At 68.7% G+C, this 15,966-nt stretch carries 15 protein-coding genes; 3 read left to right on the top strand and 12 right to left on the bottom strand.

Annotated elements, in window-relative coordinates; translation table 11 throughout:
* Nucleotides 1-60: 60 nt before the first annotated feature.
* Nucleotides 61-1,035, bottom strand: a complete 975-nt coding sequence (locus tag EC845_RS21915; protein WP_123300642.1) for a 2-hydroxyacid dehydrogenase — start codon at nt 1,033-1,035, stop codon at nt 61-63.
* Between the two features lie 120 nt (nt 1,036-1,155).
* The gene (locus tag EC845_RS21910) at nt 1,156-2,154 is read right to left on the bottom strand and encodes a tripartite tricarboxylate transporter substrate binding protein (RefSeq protein WP_123300584.1); all 999 of its coding nucleotides are present in this window, start codon (nt 2,152-2,154) and stop codon (nt 1,156-1,158) included.
* Between the two features lie 188 nt (nt 2,155-2,342).
* On the opposite strand from EC845_RS21910, the gene EC845_RS21905 reads away from it, so the two are divergent.
* Nucleotides 2,343-3,254, top strand: a complete 912-nt coding sequence (locus EC845_RS21905) for a LysR family transcriptional regulator (protein WP_123300582.1) — start codon at nt 2,343-2,345, stop codon at nt 3,252-3,254.
* A 99-nt stretch (nt 3,255-3,353) separates the two neighbouring features.
* Here the strand turns inward: EC845_RS21905 and EC845_RS21900 are convergent, their stop codons facing one another.
* Nucleotides 3,354-4,628, bottom strand: coding sequence for a glucarate dehydratase family protein (locus tag EC845_RS21900; RefSeq protein ID WP_123300640.1), 1,275 nt, complete (start codon nt 4,626-4,628; stop codon nt 3,354-3,356).
* Between the two features lie 211 nt (nt 4,629-4,839).
* On the opposite strand from EC845_RS21900, the gene EC845_RS21895 reads away from it, so the two are divergent.
* Complete coding sequence (locus EC845_RS21895; protein WP_123300580.1) at nt 4,840-5,823, top strand: tripartite tricarboxylate transporter substrate binding protein; 984 nt, start codon at nt 4,840-4,842, stop codon at nt 5,821-5,823.
* A gap of 39 nt (nt 5,824-5,862) precedes the next feature.
* Here EC845_RS21895 and queC read toward each other — a convergent pair whose 3' ends face one another.
* Both queC and EC845_RS21885 read right to left on the bottom strand, forming a co-directional pair.
* Nucleotides 5,863-6,633: a 7-cyano-7-deazaguanine synthase QueC gene (gene queC, locus EC845_RS21890; protein WP_123300578.1), complete on the bottom strand. Its 771-nt coding sequence runs from the start codon at nt 6,631-6,633 to the stop codon at nt 5,863-5,865.
* An 82-nt stretch (nt 6,634-6,715) separates the two neighbouring features.
* A complete protein-coding gene (locus EC845_RS21885) occupies nt 6,716-7,618 on the bottom strand; it encodes a LysR family transcriptional regulator (RefSeq protein ID WP_123300576.1) in 903 nt (300 codons plus the stop codon).
* A 90-nt stretch (nt 7,619-7,708) separates the two neighbouring features.
* Between EC845_RS21885 and EC845_RS21880 the strand changes: the two genes are divergently transcribed.
* On the top strand, nt 7,709-8,146 hold the full coding sequence (locus EC845_RS21880; RefSeq protein WP_123300574.1) for a PACE efflux transporter: 438 nt from the start codon (nt 7,709-7,711) through the stop codon (nt 8,144-8,146).
* 49 nt (nt 8,147-8,195) lie between these two features.
* Here EC845_RS21880 and EC845_RS21875 read toward each other — a convergent pair whose 3' ends face one another.
* The 7 genes from EC845_RS21875 to pilM form a co-directional block, all read right to left on the bottom strand.
* Nucleotides 8,196-9,440, bottom strand: a complete 1,245-nt coding sequence (locus EC845_RS21875) for a deoxyguanosinetriphosphate triphosphohydrolase (protein WP_370451370.1) — start codon at nt 9,438-9,440, stop codon at nt 8,196-8,198.
* An 11-nt stretch (nt 9,441-9,451) separates the two neighbouring features.
* Nucleotides 9,452-10,612, bottom strand: a complete 1,161-nt coding sequence (gene aroB / locus EC845_RS21870) for a 3-dehydroquinate synthase (protein ID WP_123300570.1) — start codon at nt 10,610-10,612, stop codon at nt 9,452-9,454.
* 53 nt (nt 10,613-10,665) lie between these two features.
* Complete coding sequence (locus EC845_RS21865; protein WP_233598219.1) at nt 10,666-11,235, bottom strand: shikimate kinase; 570 nt, start codon at nt 11,233-11,235, stop codon at nt 10,666-10,668.
* Nucleotides 11,236-11,268: 33 nt separating this feature from the next.
* Nucleotides 11,269-12,900, bottom strand: coding sequence for a type IV pilus secretin PilQ (locus EC845_RS21860; protein ID WP_233598218.1), 1,632 nt, complete (start codon nt 12,898-12,900; stop codon nt 11,269-11,271).
* Between the two features lie 62 nt (nt 12,901-12,962).
* Nucleotides 12,963-14,174 (bottom strand): pilus assembly protein PilP, encoded by a 1,212-nt coding sequence (locus EC845_RS21855; RefSeq protein WP_158615753.1) that lies wholly within the window; start codon nt 14,172-14,174, stop codon nt 12,963-12,965.
* Nucleotides 14,171-14,770 (bottom strand): PilN domain-containing protein, encoded by a 600-nt coding sequence (locus tag EC845_RS21850; RefSeq protein ID WP_123300564.1) that lies wholly within the window; start codon nt 14,768-14,770, stop codon nt 14,171-14,173. The genes EC845_RS21855 and EC845_RS21850 overlap by 4 nt, the downstream gene beginning before the upstream one ends.
* Nucleotides 14,767-15,870 (bottom strand): pilus assembly protein PilM, encoded by a 1,104-nt coding sequence (gene pilM / locus EC845_RS21845; protein ID WP_158615752.1) that lies wholly within the window; start codon nt 15,868-15,870, stop codon nt 14,767-14,769. The genes EC845_RS21850 and pilM overlap by 4 nt, the downstream gene beginning before the upstream one ends.
* Nucleotides 15,871-15,966: the final 96 nt, after the last annotated feature.

Raw genomic sequence — 15,966 nt, 5'->3', positions numbered from 1 at the left:
AGCCGGCTCACGCCGGCTGGCGTTTTTTGTTGGCCGGACGGTGCCCGGCCGGCGGTCCCGTCAGACCACGCGCGTCAGCAACTCGCGGCGCGAGAACCAGGCATCGAGGTTCTCCACGACCAGGTCGGCCATGGCCTTGCGGGTCTCGAACGTGCCGCTGGCGATGTGGGGCAGCATCACCACCTGGTCCAGCGACATCAGTTCGGCCGGAACCTGGGGTTCGAACTCGAACACGTCGAGGCCGGCACCGGCAATGGTCTTGGCCTGCAAGGCCTTCACCAATGCCGTTTCGTCGACCACGGTGCCGCGGGCGACGTTGATCAGAAAGCCCTGCGGGCCCAGCGCCTCGAGCACTGGCGCATCGATCATGTGGCGGGTCTGTGCACCGCCGGGCACGGCCAGCACGAGGTAGTCGCTGGCCTGCGCCAGGCTCAGCACATCGGCGTGATAGGCGTAGTTCGCCGGCACGTCGCTGCGCTGGCGGCGGTTGTAGTAGGCGATGTCCATGCCGAAGGCTTCGGCCCGGCGTGCGATCTGCAGGCCGATGTTGCCCAGGCCGACCACGCCGCAGCGTTTGCCGCCGATCTTGCGGCCCAGGCCGAAACCTTCGTTCGGCCAGCGGCCGGCCCGCACGAAGCGATCGGCCTCGACAATGCGGCGCGAGGCCGCCAGCATCAGCGCGAGCGCCGTGTCGGCGACGCAGTCATCGAGCACGCCCGGGGTGTTGCTGACGGCCACGTTGCGGGCCTGCGCGGTGGCGATGTCGATCGGGTCGTAGCCCACGCCGAAGCTGACGATGGTTTCCAGCGCAGGCAGGCTCTCGATGAGGGCCTTGTCGGCACCGAAGCGGCCACTGGTGACGATGCCGCGGATGGCCGGGCCCTGGGTTTCCAGAAAGGCCGCCTGATCCTTGATTTCCCACCAGCGGTGAACGCGGTAACGGCTTTCGATGTCGGCCATGAGACCGGGCAGCAGGGGGCCGGCCATGAGCAGGTCGATCGAGGCAGTGGATTCGGGGGACGGCTTGGCAGTCATGGTCAATGGATATCCTGATCAAAAAAACAAATCCCCGTGGACCCATGCCACGGGGAACATCGAAGAAAAAAAGCGCGGCGGCGGTGTCCGCAAGCCACCGCACGGCCGCACGCAAACCCATCACTCGGCGCGCAGCTTGCGCTCGCGGATGATGGTGCCATAACGTTCACGATCACGCTGCGCGATCTGCCGCAGCGCATCGGGCGTCGAGCCGTGGGCCACGGCGCCCTGCCCCACCAGCTTGTCGCGCACCGACGGTTTGTCGGCCACTTCGCGAATCGCGGCGGAGAGTTTGTCGACCACGGCCTGGGGCGTTCCGGCCGGCGCCATCACGGCGGTCCACGAGCCGGAGTCGGCATTCTTCACACCGGCTTCGGTGAGCGTGGGAACGTCGGGCAGCACCGGCGAGCGGGCCGGGCCGGTGACGGCCAGGGCCCTCAGTTTGCCCGACTTCACATACGACACGGTTTCGAGCACCGAGGCAAACAGCATGTCGACATGACCGGCCATCAGGTCGGCCATGGCGGGGCCGCCGCCCTTGTAGGGCACATGCACGAGCTCCAGGCCGGTCGCATGCTGGAAGATCTCGCCGGCCAGGTGGGGCGCACCGCCACTGCCTGAACTGGCAAAGGTGTACTTGCCGGGCTGGGCACGCGCCAGCTTGATGAACTCGTCGACGGTGTTGGCCGGAATCTTGGGCGAAATCACCCAGGCGAACGGCAGGTCGGCAAACATCGAGACGGGTGCAAAGGCCTGGTCCGGATCGCTCTGCAGCTTGTAGAGCCAGGGGTTGATGGCCAGCATGCCGGAGTTCGCGAACAGCAGCGTGTAGCCGTCGGGCCGGGCACGCGCCACCGCATCGGCAGCGATCTGGCCGGCTGCACCGGCCCGGTTGTCGACCACGACCGACTGGCCCAGGCGCTCGCCCAGCTCGGAAGCCATCAGGCGGGCGGCGATGTCGGTGCCGCCTCCGGGTGAAAACGGCACCAGCAGCGTGATGGGGCGGGAGGGAAAGCTGTCCTGGGCCCGGGCCAGGCCGGGCAGGCCGGCGGCGGCGGCCAGGGCCGTCAAGCCCAGCGCCGAGGTCTGCGTCAGCCATGTCCGGCGCGAACGCTGCATGGCGCTTTGTTTCGTTGTCTGCATTTTTTGTCTCCGTCGTTATCGATCTGTCGGCAGTCCGCTGGGGACCCCCGCATGTCCCGCCCGAGGCTCATCGGCTTCGCAGCTTGCGGATCAGTATAAAAACGGGCTTGCATCCATGCTCATTCAAGCTATAAATAGCATTGATCAATATCAGATTGGCATCAATGGATTTGCGTCAACTGGCGTGTTTTGTGACCGTGGCCGAGGAACTGCACTTCGGCCGTGCAGCCGCGCGCCTGCACATGACGCAGCCGCCGCTCAGCCGCCAGATCCAGCAACTGGAACAGCACATGGGAGTGGCCCTGTTCGAACGCAGCAGCCGGGTCGTGCACCTCACGGTGGCAGGCCGCAGCTTTCTGCGCGATGCACGTCATCTGCTGGCCAGTGCACAGCATGCGGTGCAGGCCGCTCAGCGCTCGTCGAGCGGTGCGGACGGCCATCTGCGCCTGGGCTTCACGGCGGTGGCGGCCTACCGGCTCATGCCGGCCTGGGTCAAACGCGCCGCCTCTCTGCTGCCGGGCGTATCGATCGATCTGCAGGAGATGGTCTCGACCGAACTGGCGCGTGCGCTGGTGGCAGCCGAACTGGATGTGGTGCTGACGCGGCAGGTGCCGCGCCACCAGGGGCTGGCGAGTCAGTTGGTCGAACGCGAACCCATGGTGCTGGCCCTGCCGCACGACAGCCCGCTGGCCGAAGACGCCAGCGTGTCGCTGCAGGCCCTGGACGGCCAACGGCTGGTCGCCTATTCCTCCACGGCCAGCCGGTATTTCCACGAACGGGTCTCGGGCGCGCTGAGCCTGGCGGGCGTGGCGCCCCGGGTGGTCCAGAACGCCAGCCAGACGCATACGCTGGTGGCCCTGGTGCGCGCGGGCATCGGCGTGGGCATCGTGCCGGATTCGGCACGCGAACTGCAGTTCGACGGCGTGGTCTTCCGGCCGCTGCGGCAGGCCAACGGCCGCCCGGCGATGCATGCCGAAATCCATGTCGCCTGGCGCCAGGCGCACGAGAATCCGGCGCTGGCCCTCTTCCTGGCGCGGGTGGCCGCACCGAGCTTCAAGGACGAAACGGCCGGCTGAGCCGGACCGGGCCCGTCCGGGCGTCTCCGGTGCAAACGCTTTTTTGTCGCGCGGGATTTTGTCGCGCGGGACCGTGGCCCTTGGCCGGTGCTTTGCCGTTCAGAACCGCGGCTTGACGGTCTTCCACTCGGGCTTGTACTTGCGCATCTGGCGGGCGTCGTCGCGGCTGCGGATGTCGATCGCCAGGAACTGGTCGTGCAGCTTCGCCAGTTGCGCCTGGTCGAGCTCGACGCCCAAGCCCGGCTTGCTGAAATCGATGCGCACATTGCCGTCGACGATGGGCAGCTTGCCGCCGACGATCACTTCCTCGTCCGCCTCCTGCCACGGGTAATGGGTGTCGCAGGCGTAACCCAGGTTGGGCACGGAAGCGGCGACATGGGTCATGGCCATGAGGCTGATGCCGAGGTGCGAGTTGGAGTGCATGGAGATGCCCAGCCCGAAGGTGTCGCACATGCGCGCCAGCGCCTGGGTGTCGCGCAGGCCACCCCAATAGTGGTGATCCGAGAGCACGATCTGCACGCTGTCCTGCGGCACCGAGCGGCGGAACTCGTCGAAATCGGTGACCACCATGTTGGTGGCCAGCGGCAGGCCGGTGCGGCGGTGCAGCTCGGCCATGCCCTCGAGTCCGGGGGTGGGGTCTTCGTAGTACTCGAGGCAGCCTTCGAGCAGGCCGGCCATGCGCACGGCGGTTTCGAGCGACCAGTTGCCGTTGGGATCGATGCGCAGCGGCGTGTTCGGAAACGCGGCCTTGAGAGCCTGGATGCAGGCGACTTCATGCTCGGGCTCGAGCGCACCGGCCTTGAGCTTGATGCTCTTGAAGCCGTTTTCATCGATCATGCGGCGCGCCTGAGCCACGATCTGCTCGGCGCTGATGGCCTCGCCCCAGCGGTCCGGCGGATAGGGGGTGTCGATGTGCTGCGCGTACTTGAAGAACAGGTAGGCACTGAAGGGCACTTCAGGACGCACCGCACCACCCAGCAAGGTCACCAGCGGCATGCCCAGCGACCGGGCCTGCAGGTCGAGGAAGGCCACTTCGAAGGCGGAATACGCGTTGGCCACCTGCTTGCTGGGGTGCGAGCCCGGGGCCAGTTCGGCGCCGGCGGCCACCTGCGGCAGGGCGGCAACGGCGGATTTCACGCGTTGGCGCAGACCGTTGAGATCAAAGGGATCGAGGCCGACCAGGCTGGGCTCGAGCGCCTGCAGCACCGACAGCACAGGCGCGTCGCCATAGCTCTCGCCGAGTCCGACAAAGCCGTCGTCGCTCTCGACTTCGATGATGGAACGCAGCGCATAGGGCTCGTGGATGCCGCTGGCATTGAGCAGCGGTGCATCCTTGAATGCGATCGGCGTGACTTTGATACGTTTGACTTTCACGGTCGTCCTTCTGGAGTTGTTGAGGCGCGGGAAGCGCTTGTCTCGCAACAGGTCTCATCTGTTGTCATACAGGATCGTATCAACGAATCAGGGCCATGGACAGGTCGATGCCCGCCGCGGAATTTGACATTTTCAAGGGGATACCCTAGCGCATGCGCTGCCGATCGGCTCCAACAATTAGATGTCAGACAACAAACAACTGGAGACGGTCATGAGTCACACACGCAGGCACGCGCTGATCACCCTGGGCGCCGCAGCGGCCGCGCTGGCGGGGACCCTGTCGTGGGCCCAGGACACCTGGCCCAGCAAGGCCATCAACTACGTGGTGCCCTTCACGCCGGGCGGCTCGACCGATGTGGTGGGCCGCGTGCTGGCCGAAAAGCTCGCCGGCCCCCTGGGCCAGCCCGTGGTGGTGGACAACAAGCCCGGCGCCGCCGGTGCAGTGGGTGCCAGCTATGTCGCCAAGGCCAAGCCGGACGGCTACACGCTGTTCGGCGGCACCATCAGCACGCACGCCATCAACGCCAGCCTGTACAAGAACCTCAGCTACGACCCGGTCAAGGATTTCGAACCGGTGTCGCTGGTGGCCTTCCTGCCCAACGTGCTCATCGTCGACCCGGCCCTGGGCGTGAACACCGTGCAGGAACTGGTCGAACTGCTCAAGCGCGATCCCAACAAACGCACTTTCGCGAGTTCGGGCGCAGGCACCTCCACCCATCTGGCGGGCGAGCTGTTTGCCGGCATCATCGGCGTGCCGCTCACGCACGTGCCGTACAAGGGCACGCCGCCCGCCATGCTCGACGTATCGGCCGGACTGGTGCCTTTCATGTTCGACCAGTTGACCGCCGCACGCCCGTTGGTCCAGGCCGGCAAGCTCAAGCTGCTGGCCGTCACGACCGGCAAGCGGGTGGCTGCGGCGCCCGACCTGCCCACCATGAAGGAAGCCGGCATCGCCGATTTCGAGATGTCGTCCTGGCAGGCGGTCTACGCGCCCAAGAACACGCCCCGCCCCATCGTCGAACGCCTGTCGCGCGAAATCGCGGCCATCGTCAAGCAAGCCGACGTGCGAAGCAAGCTCGGCGACATGGGCATGGAGCTGGTCGGCAGCACACCCGAGCAACTGGCCGAGCTGATGGCCAAGGAGATCCCGCGCTGGGCGGAGGTGGTGCGCAAGTCGGGCGCCTCGGCGGGCTGAGCAAGCCGGGCGGGACGCGTCGCCGGACGACCCCGGACTTCAGCCCTGGGGGGCCGACGCGGTGCCGGCGTGCGCGGCGTAGCGCGCGTGGCCCTGGGCCCGCAGGTCGCACGCCGGGCAGGCGCCGCAGCCATAACCCCAGGCGTGGCGGTGCGAGCGGTCGCCCAGGTAGCAGGTGTGGGTGTCTTCGACGATGAGATCGACCAGACCGGTGCCGCCCAGGCGCTCGGCCAGGGCCCAGGTCTGGGCCTTGTCGATCCACATCAGCGGCGTGTCGATCAGCAGGCGCCGGTCCATGCCCAGCGACAGCGCCACCTGCATGGCCTTCATGGTGTCGTCGCGGCAGTCGGGATAGCCCGAGAAATCCGTCTCGCACACCCCCGTCACGATCACGTCCAGGCCCCGGCGATAGCCGAGCGCGGCCGCCAGCGTGAGGAACAGCAGGTTGCGTCCCGGCACAAAGGTGTTGGGCAGCCCGCTCTCGGCCATCTCGATGGCGGTGTCGCGGGTCAGCGCGGTTTCGCTGACCTGGCCCAGCACCTGGGCATCGAGCAGGTGGTCCTCGCCCAGGCGCGCCGCCCATCGAGGAAACTGTTCGCGCAGGCGCTGCAGGAAAGCGACGCGCACCTGCAGTTCGACATGGTGGCGCTGGCCGTAGTTGAAGGCCAGGGTCTCGACGCGGGCGTAGCGGGACAGGGCCCAGGCCAGGCAGGTGGCCGAATCCTGGCCGCCGGAGAACAGCACCAGCGCACCCCGCGGGCTGAGGCCGGCGGCGGCCAGCGGGTCGGACAATGAAGGATCGGCAGTCATGGCGGGTATCGGGGAAGAGGAATCGCGAGTCATCAGGCCGCCATGATAGAACCTGGAACCGGACACCGCCCACCCGCCGGCGTCAATCGCCCGCCGGATTCGGCCGCACCTGCCGCATGAGCGCGATGTAGCGCTGTGCGCCCAGCCCCAGCGGGCGCTCGCGCGACCACACCATGTCGACCCACAACCGCAACTGGTTGCTGACGTTGTCGAAGGCGATCTCCACCAGGCTGCCGGCCGCCACCAGCGGATGCACCAGCGCCCGGGGCAGGTAGGTCCAGCCCAGTCCGGACTGCACCAGCCCCAGAGCCGCCAGTTGGCTGTCGGTACGCCAGATCTGCCGTGCAATGACGAACCGGGGGTCGATGTGGGTGCCGTCCCGGCTGGCGACCACGATCTGGCGCACATCGATCAGATCCTCCAGACGCAATTGGCCGCGGGCCTGCACGGCCAATTCGTGGCTGGGCGACAGCACGGCGACCAGCATCTCGCTGCCCAGACCCTGGAAGGCCTCGCGTTCGTCGAGGTGGGCCCGTTCGAACACCAGCGCCAGGTCGACGCCACCCTCGTGCAGCAGGCGCAGCGCGTCGGCCTGAGGGGCCGACAGGACCTCCACTTCGAGCGAGGGGAATTCGCGCGCCAGCACGGCCAGCGGCGGCGCCCAGCCGGCCGACATCAGCTCGGGCGCGATGGCCAGCGCCAGGCGACGTTCCAGTCCCTGATGCAGGGACAGCGCGTGGGCCCGCAGTTGACGCAACTGGCTGGCCAGCAGCCGGGCCTGCGGCTCCAGCGCGCGGGCCGCATCGGTGGCGCGCGGCTCGCGCCCGCTGCGGTCGAACAGCGAGAGATCGAGTTCGGCCTCGAGCTGGGCGATGGCCATGCTGACGGCGGAGGGCACACGGCCCAGCGACCGCGCGGCGGCGGAAAAGGAACCGTGATCCAGCACGGCCAGGAAAACCTGAACACTGTCGCTCGAGAAGGCCATGATCTATCAATAAAACTGAAATCTAATGACTTTATATATCAGACTTCAGCACATATAGTCCATCCCATACGAACCGACCGAGAAGTTGTCATGCAAGGATTGAAGAGAAAAATCGTCTACGTCACGTTTTACGAACTGATTGCCGTCGCCATCACCACCACGGGCCTGGCGCTGCTGTCGGGCCAGGGGGCGAGCCATGCCGGTGTCGCCGCCGTGGCCTCGTCGGCCATTGCGGTGTTCTGGAACCTGGCCTACAACAGCGCCTTCGAATGGTGGGAGGCCCGCCAGACCGTCAAGGGCCGGGGCATCCGGCGGCGCATCGCCCATGCGGCGGGTTTCGAGGCCGGGCTGGTGGTGATGCTGGTGCCGCTGTTCGCCTGGTGGCTGGATGTCTCGCTGTGGCACGCGTTTGTGCTCGACCTGGGACTGATCACCTTTTTCCTGGTCTACACGTTTGTTTTCAACCTGGTTTTCGACCGATTCTTTGGTCTGCCGGCTTCGGCCCAGGCGCAGCCTCAGATGGGTTGACGCTGCCGCAGCCTGACCCTGGGCCCGCGCCCGGGTCGGCCGAACAGGCTCAGTCGCGCAGCGCGGCGCGGCCGGTCAGGCGCTGGTACTCGTGCAGCGCGTAGCGGTCGGTCATGCCGGCGATGTAGTCTGCAACCACCCTCGGCTTGCCGCCCCCCGCTTCGCCCAGACCGCCGAGCGTGTCGTCGCGGCCGGCGTAGTCGGGCGACATCTGCTGCGGATCGGCGAGGTAGATCTCGAAGAGCTCGCGCATGGCCTGCTTGGCGCGCCCCATGGTCTCGACGACCTGCGGATGGCGGTAGAGGTTGCGCATCAGAAACCGCTTGAGCGCCACGCACTCCGCCCGCGTCTCGGCGCTGAAAGCCACCATCGGCGAGGCGGCCCGCACGTCGTCGAGGGTGCGCGGCTGCACCTCGTGCAAGCGGGCCTGGGTGGCATCGAGCACATCGTAGACCAGGGCGCTGAGCATGCGGCGGATGGTCTCGTACAGCAGGCGTTTGCCCTTCAGCGACGGAAACTCGGCCAGGGCGGAGCGGCGGTGGCGGTCGAACAGCTCGACCTCCTCCATCTGCTCCAGGCTCAGCAGGCCGGAGCGCACGCCGTCGTCGATGTCGTGCGCGTTGTAGGCGATCTCGTCGGCCAGGTTGGTCAACTGGGCTTCCAGGCTGGGCGAGGTCCGGTCAAGGAACCGGCGTGCGACGCCGTTCGGCTCCAGCCGTTCGAGGTGCTCGGCATTGGTGCGCGAGCAGTGTTTGAGGATGCCTTCGCGGGTCTCGAAACAGAGGTTGAGGCCGTCGTAGGCCGGGTAACGCTCCTCGAGCCGATCGACCACACGCAGACTCTGCAGATTGTGTTCGAACCCGCCGTAGGGCGTCATGCATTCGTCGAGGGCGTCCTGCCCGGCATGGCCGAAAGGCGTGTGGCCCAGGTCGTGCGCCAGTGCCACCGCTTCGACCAGGTCTTCGCTCAGGCCCAGCGAACGGGCGATGGAGCGCCCGAGCTGCGCGACTTCGAGCGAATGCGTCAGCCGTGTGCGGAAAAGATCACCCTCGTGGTTGAGGAACACCTGCGTCTTGTAGACCAGGCGGCGGAACGCACTGGAATGCACGATGCGGTCACGGTCGCGCTGGAACGGCGTGCGGGTCGGCGCATCGGGTTCGGCATGACGCCGGCCACGGCTGCGCGCGGGATCGCAGGCCCAGGGTGCGAGTCGACCGGGCCGATCCCACAGACCGGACAGGACAAACGACGGGCTGGCGGCAGGTGGAAGGTTCGAGGACATGGTCGGTTTCACCTGCTGTGGGTTCAGGCTGCGCCGCAGTGCCGCAGCACCTCGACCACCAGCGCATGGGGTGCCGTGCGCACGCCGGCGCGCCCCGGCTCTTCGATGACCACGAACTTGATTTCGCCGGCCTCGGATTTCTTGTCGAGTCGCATCAGCTCGACCATGCGTTCCACACCGAGCTTGGGCGCGGTCACGGGCAGGCCCGCACGTTCGACCAACCGGGTCAGCCGTGCCACGAAGGGTGCGTCGACCAGGCCCAGCCGCTGCGACAGATGGGCCCCCATGACCATGCCGCAGCCCACGGCCTCGCCGTGCAGCCAGGCGCCATAGCCCAGGCCGGCCTCGATCGCGTGGCCGAAGGTATGGCCGAAGTTGAGGATGGCCCGCAGGCCGGACTCGCGCTCGTCCTGGCCCACGACGTCGGCCTTGATCTCGCAGCTGCGGCGCACCGCATGGCCCAGCGCCGCCGGGTCGCGGGCCACCAGTGCGTCGATGTGCGCCTCGATCCAGTCGAAGAACGCCATGTCGGCGATGGGGCCGTATTTGATGATCTCGGCCAGTCCGGCACTGAGTTCGCGCGGCGGCAGGGTCTGCAGCACGTCGAGGTCGCACACCACGCGCTGCGGCTGGTAGAAGGCGCCCAGCATGTTCTTGCCCAGCGGATGGTTGATGCCCGTCTTGCCGCCGACCGACGAGTCGACCTGCGCCAGCAGCGTGGTGGGCACCTGGACAAAGGGCACGCCGCGCATGTAGCAGGCGGCGGCGAAACCGGTCATGTCGCCGACCACGCCGCCGCCCAGCGCGTACAGCACCGTCTTGCGATCGGCGCCGTGCACGAGCAGGGTGTCGAAGATGCTGTTGAGCGTCGTCCAGTTCTTGTGCACCTCGCCGTCGGGCAGCTCGACCAGCAGCACCTGCCGGTGGCGGCCGGCCAGTGCCAGGCGCAGGCGCTCGCCGTACAGAGGGGCCACGGTGGTGTTGCTCACGATGAGCGCCGTGCTCGACGTCGGCAGGCCCTCGTAGGTCGCGGCCTGCCCCAGCAGGTCGCTGCCGATCGCGATGGCATAGGCCCGGTCGCCCAGCTCGATGTGCACATCCTGACGGACGGAGGCGGAAACATCGGCCGGGACGGCGGATGCGGCAGCAAGGGCAACGGCAGGAGCGGAAGACAGTATCGACATAGCCTTCTAGTGTAGGAGTTTTAGCGGGCGGACCGCCGGCCGTGCAGCGAAGCTCAGCCGCCGATGGTGGACTGCTGGGGCGGGATCGCCCCGGCCAGCTCCAGTTGCATGATCATCATGTTGAGCAGCCGGTGCGAGGAATGCCGCCCGGTGTCGATCACGAAATGCGCGGTTTCGGCGTAGAACGCATCGCGCGCTTCGTAGAGTTCCTGCAGGCGCGCCAGCGGGTTGCTGGTCTGCAGCAGCGGGCGCACGGTGTCGTTGCGCAGGCGTCGGTAGAGTTCTTCCGGTGCGGTGCGCAGGTAGAGGGCATGGGTGTGGGTCGCCAGCGCCTGGCGGTTGGCCTCGCGCAGCACCGCGCCGCCGCCGGTGGCCAGCACACCGGGCCTGCCATGGCAGAGCTCGGCAATGACCTCCTGTTCGACATCGCGGAACCGCGACTCGCCTTCCCGCACAAAGAAGTCCCGGATCGAACACTCGATGCGGGCCTCGATGACATGGTCCGAATCCACGAACCCGACGCGCAGACGGCGTGCCAGTTGCCGTCCGAGCGTCGACTTGCCCGAGCCGGGCAGACCGATCAGGGCAATGGTGTGAGTGGTGTCTTGAGCGGGCGGGCGCACGGATGGAGTGGAGGTAGTACCCAAATGGGCCGCTCATTCTAATGTCCCCCGGTGCCGGGTTTCGTCCGGGGGAATCCTTGACGCTGCAGCCCGTGCGCGCGGCTGCGCGATGACCTGGGGCGTGACGAAGACCAGGACTTCCTGTTTGCTGGTCGAACGCACGCTGTTGCGGAACAGCCCGCCGACGACAGGCAGATCGGCGAGCAGCGGCACCCGGCTGGCATCCTGGCGCTCGAGCATTTCGTAGATGCCGCCGATCATCACGGTGCCGCCGTCCTCGACCAGCACCTGGGTGCGCACGTGCTTGGTGTTGATCGCCAGGCCGCTGTCGGTGCGCTGGCCGATGCTGTCCTTGTTGACGCTGAGCTCCATGATGATGTGGCCTTCCGGCGTGATCTGCGGCGTGACTTCGAGCTTGAGATGGGCCTTGCGAAACGAGACGGCCGTGGCGCCGTTCGACGTTGCATGCTGATAGGGGATCTCGGTGCCCTGCTCGATCAGGGCCTTGCTCTGGTCGGCCGTGACCACCCGCGGACTGGAGACCACCCGCCCCTGCCCTTCGGCCTCGAGCGCCGACAGTTCCAGCGTCAGCAGGCGTTGGGCCCCTGAACCAAAAATGGACAGTGCAAATGCGGCGACGCTGGCCCCCGTGGCGCTGGCGGCCGGCAGGTTGACGAATGCCGCGCCGTCGCCCGCGCCGCCCTGGCCGCCGGCCAGCTGACGCACCTGGCTGTAGTCGCCCCCCAGGGCCAGTCCTCGCCCACCCTGACCGCCGGCCAGCAGCGCCCCGCCCAGCCTCACCCCGAGCGAGCGGCCGAAGGTCTCGTTGGCCTCGACGATGCGGGCCTCGATCAGCACTTGGCGCACCGGCACATCGAGCCTGGCCAGCAGCGCCTCGACATCGCGCAGCTTGCGCGCCACATCGGTGACGAAGATCTGGTTGGTCCGCGGTTCGGCGACCACACTGCCCCGGCGCGAAAGCAGGCGCGGCGAATCGGCGCCCCCGCTGCCGCTGCCCAACTGCAGCGCGATGTCGGAGGCCTTGGCGTAATGCAGGGCAAAGGCCTCGGTCGCCAGTGCCCCCTGCTCGTGCTGGGCCGCGGCGGCGTCGAGCTCGGCCTTGTCGCGTGCCTGCATGTCGGCGCGCGGGGCGATCCACAGCACGCTGCCCTCGCGCCGCATGCCCAGATCGCGCGCCCGCAGGATGACATCGAGCGCCTGCTCCCAGGGCACTGCGTGGAGCCGCAGCGTGAGTTCACCCGAAACCGCATCGGAAACGACAAGATTGAGCCCGGTGAAATCGGCAATGACCTGCAGCGCGGCCCGTACGTCGATGGCCTGGAAATTCAGGCTCAAGGGCTCGCCCCGGGCCCCGCCGGAATGGCGTGCGGCATGAGACGAAGCCGGATCCGCCGGGTGAGATGGGGTGGCCAGGCCCGGCGACAGGGGTGGGGGCGGCGTCCGTGACTCGGCCTGCGCCAACGGCCCCATGCACAGCCCCAGACCCAGACCGAAACCGCCCCGCAGCCCCATGCCGAAATCGCACGCCAGCCGTGCCCACAGTCCACGCGCCAGGCCTGGAATAGCGAGGCCGGCGAACCGCCCCCGAAGGGCCGGCACAGCCCGGTTTCGCCCAGCGTCTAGACGCTCGTGCAGATTCGCCACGTGTATTCCTTGTGTCAAAAACCGTGTGTCAAAAAACAGGCGGCTGGATCGAGATCCACCCGCTAAGGCCCGGGCTGCCGGGCGGTCAGGTGCAGCATGGCCGGCTGCGCCAGCCAGCCGCCCCGGCCGTCTGCAATGGATTCGACGAACTCGACACGGTCGCCCAGCACCTGGGTCACGCGCCCCTGGTTCAAGCCCAGCCGCTGACCGGCACGCACGGCGTGGACGTATCGGTCGACCCGGATCAGCGCCACCCGCCTCGTCCCCTGCTGCAGCGTGCCGACCATCGTCATGGCACTCAGAGGAAAGGCCTCCAGCACGTCCTTGATGCGCGCGGATGGCCCGGGCTCGCCGGCTTCGGCCGGTCCACCCGCTGCATCGACACCCGGACGAGCCGGATCGAAAGGGTCGCGTGTCTCGAACGCGGCGTGGACGGGCGGCTCGGGCTCGGCTTCGCCCGGCGGCATCGCCGCTGCTTTCGGCCGGGCATCCGCCAGCGGCCGCCGGGCGACATCGGCCATCCAGGCCTGCAGCTCGGGCCCGGGCCGATCCGCAAGAGCGGACGGTGCAGCCGGGAGGGTGACGGCAGGCTCGGCAAAAAGCTGAGCGTGTCGATGCCGGGCCAGGTCGCCCGCCGGACCGGCTTCCGTCCCGTCGCGCTCGAAGGGACAATGCAGCGCGCGGAGCATGCCGTCCAGAAGCAGTTGCCCCCCGGCCTGGCGGGAAAGGCCGAGGTCGTTCAGCGTGACGATGCGCGCCACGCCCGCCACATCGGCCACGAATGCGCCGAGCGCGGGGTAGGAACCGGCCACGCGCAATGCCACGGGCTGCTCGGTGCAGGCGCCCTGCCGGCTGGCCAGCCCGGGTTTGAAGAGCAGGAACTCGAGTCCGCGCGCCTGTCCGGCACGGTTGATTTCGGCCAGCAGGGCTTCCATGTCCGAGCTCGCGGGCAAACGGCCTTCGAGCAGACCCAGGCTGCCCAGTGCGGCCCGCCCCTCGCGGCGCAGTTCGCCGAGCTCGCGGGCCTTCGCCACCTTTCCCCTGTAGTCGGCGCGCAGGCGGGCATGCCGGCTCTGCTCGTCGGCCTGCTGCGCCTCGATCTCGTGAATCCAGAACAGCCAGCCGCCCAGCAGCACCAGGAGGCCGGCCAGCAGACACACGGCCAGACCCAGCACCCGCCGCGGCAGCACGGGCCAGCTCCAGGGATCGGCACGGTCCAGTCCGGCCAGCGTCTGCCGCCAGCGCTGGAGACGGCCGGGGGCGGCGGGCGTCATGTTTCGGGCTCCGGGGTCATGCGGTCGTCCAGCGGCGCATCGCGCCATTGCACGCTCAACTGGAAAACGGCCACCGGCGTCGCTCGGCCGTCGACGGACGGCCCCCGCGTCCAGACGATCTCGCCCAGGCGCGGTTCGGCCAGCCACGGGCTGTCGCCCAGCGCGCGCAGCAGTTGCGAGATCTCGCCGTTCGACCGGGCCCGTCCGGCCAGGTGAATGGCCTTGCCGGACTGCTGCACACGGGTGAAGCCGGCCCCTTCGGGCAGCAGCCGCGACAGCTCCTGCAGCAGGAGGGCCGGGCGCCGGCGTTCGGCCTGCAACCGGACCAGCCCCCGATGGCGCAGTTGCAGCGCCGCCAGCTCGGTGCTCAGTTGCGTGCGCTGCGCGAGCTCGGCATCCAGGGCTGCGATGGCGCGTTCGAGATGGGCGTTGTCGCGCTGCCAGCCCGCCAGCCGGGACTCGCAGGTCCAGGCCCACGCGGCGACGAGCCCCAGACTCAGCAGCCCGGACAGGCCCGCCGCCCAGGCGCACGTGAATTGACGCCGCCGCCGCGCCCAGGTGCGATGCGGCAGCAGGTTGAAGCACGATGTCGTCATGCGCCGCGCGTGCCGTGCAGCGCCAGGCCGCAGGCCACGGCATAGGCGGCGGAGGCGCCCGGCACCCGGGACAGCCCGGCCTGCGCCGCCACGGTCATGCCGGCGAAGGGATCGAGCACCCGGCAGCGGCAGCCGGTGGCGGCCTCGACCGCGGAGGGCAGCAGCGGCAGCGCCGCCGCTGCGCCCGACAGCCACACGGCCCCGCCGGACGGCACGGCGGATGCCGCCAGCAACGCGGCAATGGCGGCGGCCAGATCATGGACCACCTGCTGGCCGGCCACGCTCTCTGCCGAGCGCCAGTCGCCGGCCTCGATGCGCTGGGCGACCTCGTCGGTGGTGCAGTGGCCGGCCTGCGCCAGGCGTTCGAGCCAGGCCGGTCCGGGCAGGGCCTGGCTGCCCGAGCGGCCCCACTCGGCCTCGGCCAGGGGGAGCAGCCGGATCTCGCGCCACCCCAGATCGACCAGGACCGAAGGCACAGGCACGGAGGCAGCGGCAGCGGCAGCGGTCCACAGTTGCGGATCGCGGCACACCCGCTCGGCAGCACGGCATGCCGCGAACACGTCGCCATCGACCGCGACGGCGTCGAGCCCCGCCGCGGCGGCCAGTGCGATGCGGTCCATCAGCAACGCGCGCCGCGCCGCCACCAGCCAGAGGTCGGCGGCCTCGGGCCGGGAGACCGCGCGCTCGTCGAAATCCGTGCAGGCCAGGTCCAGCGGATAGTCCAGGCGGGCCCTGGCTTGGGCCAGCAGGTGGGCGGCGAGTGCGCCACCGGACAGCCCCGCAGGCCGCTCGAGGCGCAACAACTGAATGCGGGCCCAGGGCAGGGCCAGCACGGCCTGGCGCGCCCCGCAACCGAGGGCCGCCAGCAAGCGCCGCAAGGCGCCGGCGGCATCGGCCGCATGCGCGTCGCTGTCCTCGTCCGGCAGCGCGGTCGACGGCCTGGCCGACAGGGCGGCGTGTGCGCAGTGCACCACGGTCCAGCCCTGTCGACGGTCGTGGGCCAGCGCCACCAGCCGGAGGCCGGAGGCGCCGACATCGATGCCCAGCCGCAGGCGCGAAGCGGCATACGCACGGACACGCGCGGAAATGAACGACGGCAATGAGACCTCCCTGTCGCGCGCCGGCAGGCGCTGCCATGATGGATCCGGACGGGAGGCGCGACACGCAAGGACCCGGGATGGCCGGACCTTCGTTCA

It is taken from the genome of Comamonas sp. BIGb0124 (assembly GCF_003752175.1).
Classification (GTDB): Bacteria; Pseudomonadota; Gammaproteobacteria; order Burkholderiales; family Burkholderiaceae_C; genus Comamonas_F.
This window is presented reverse-complemented; position numbering and strand designations above follow the sequence as displayed.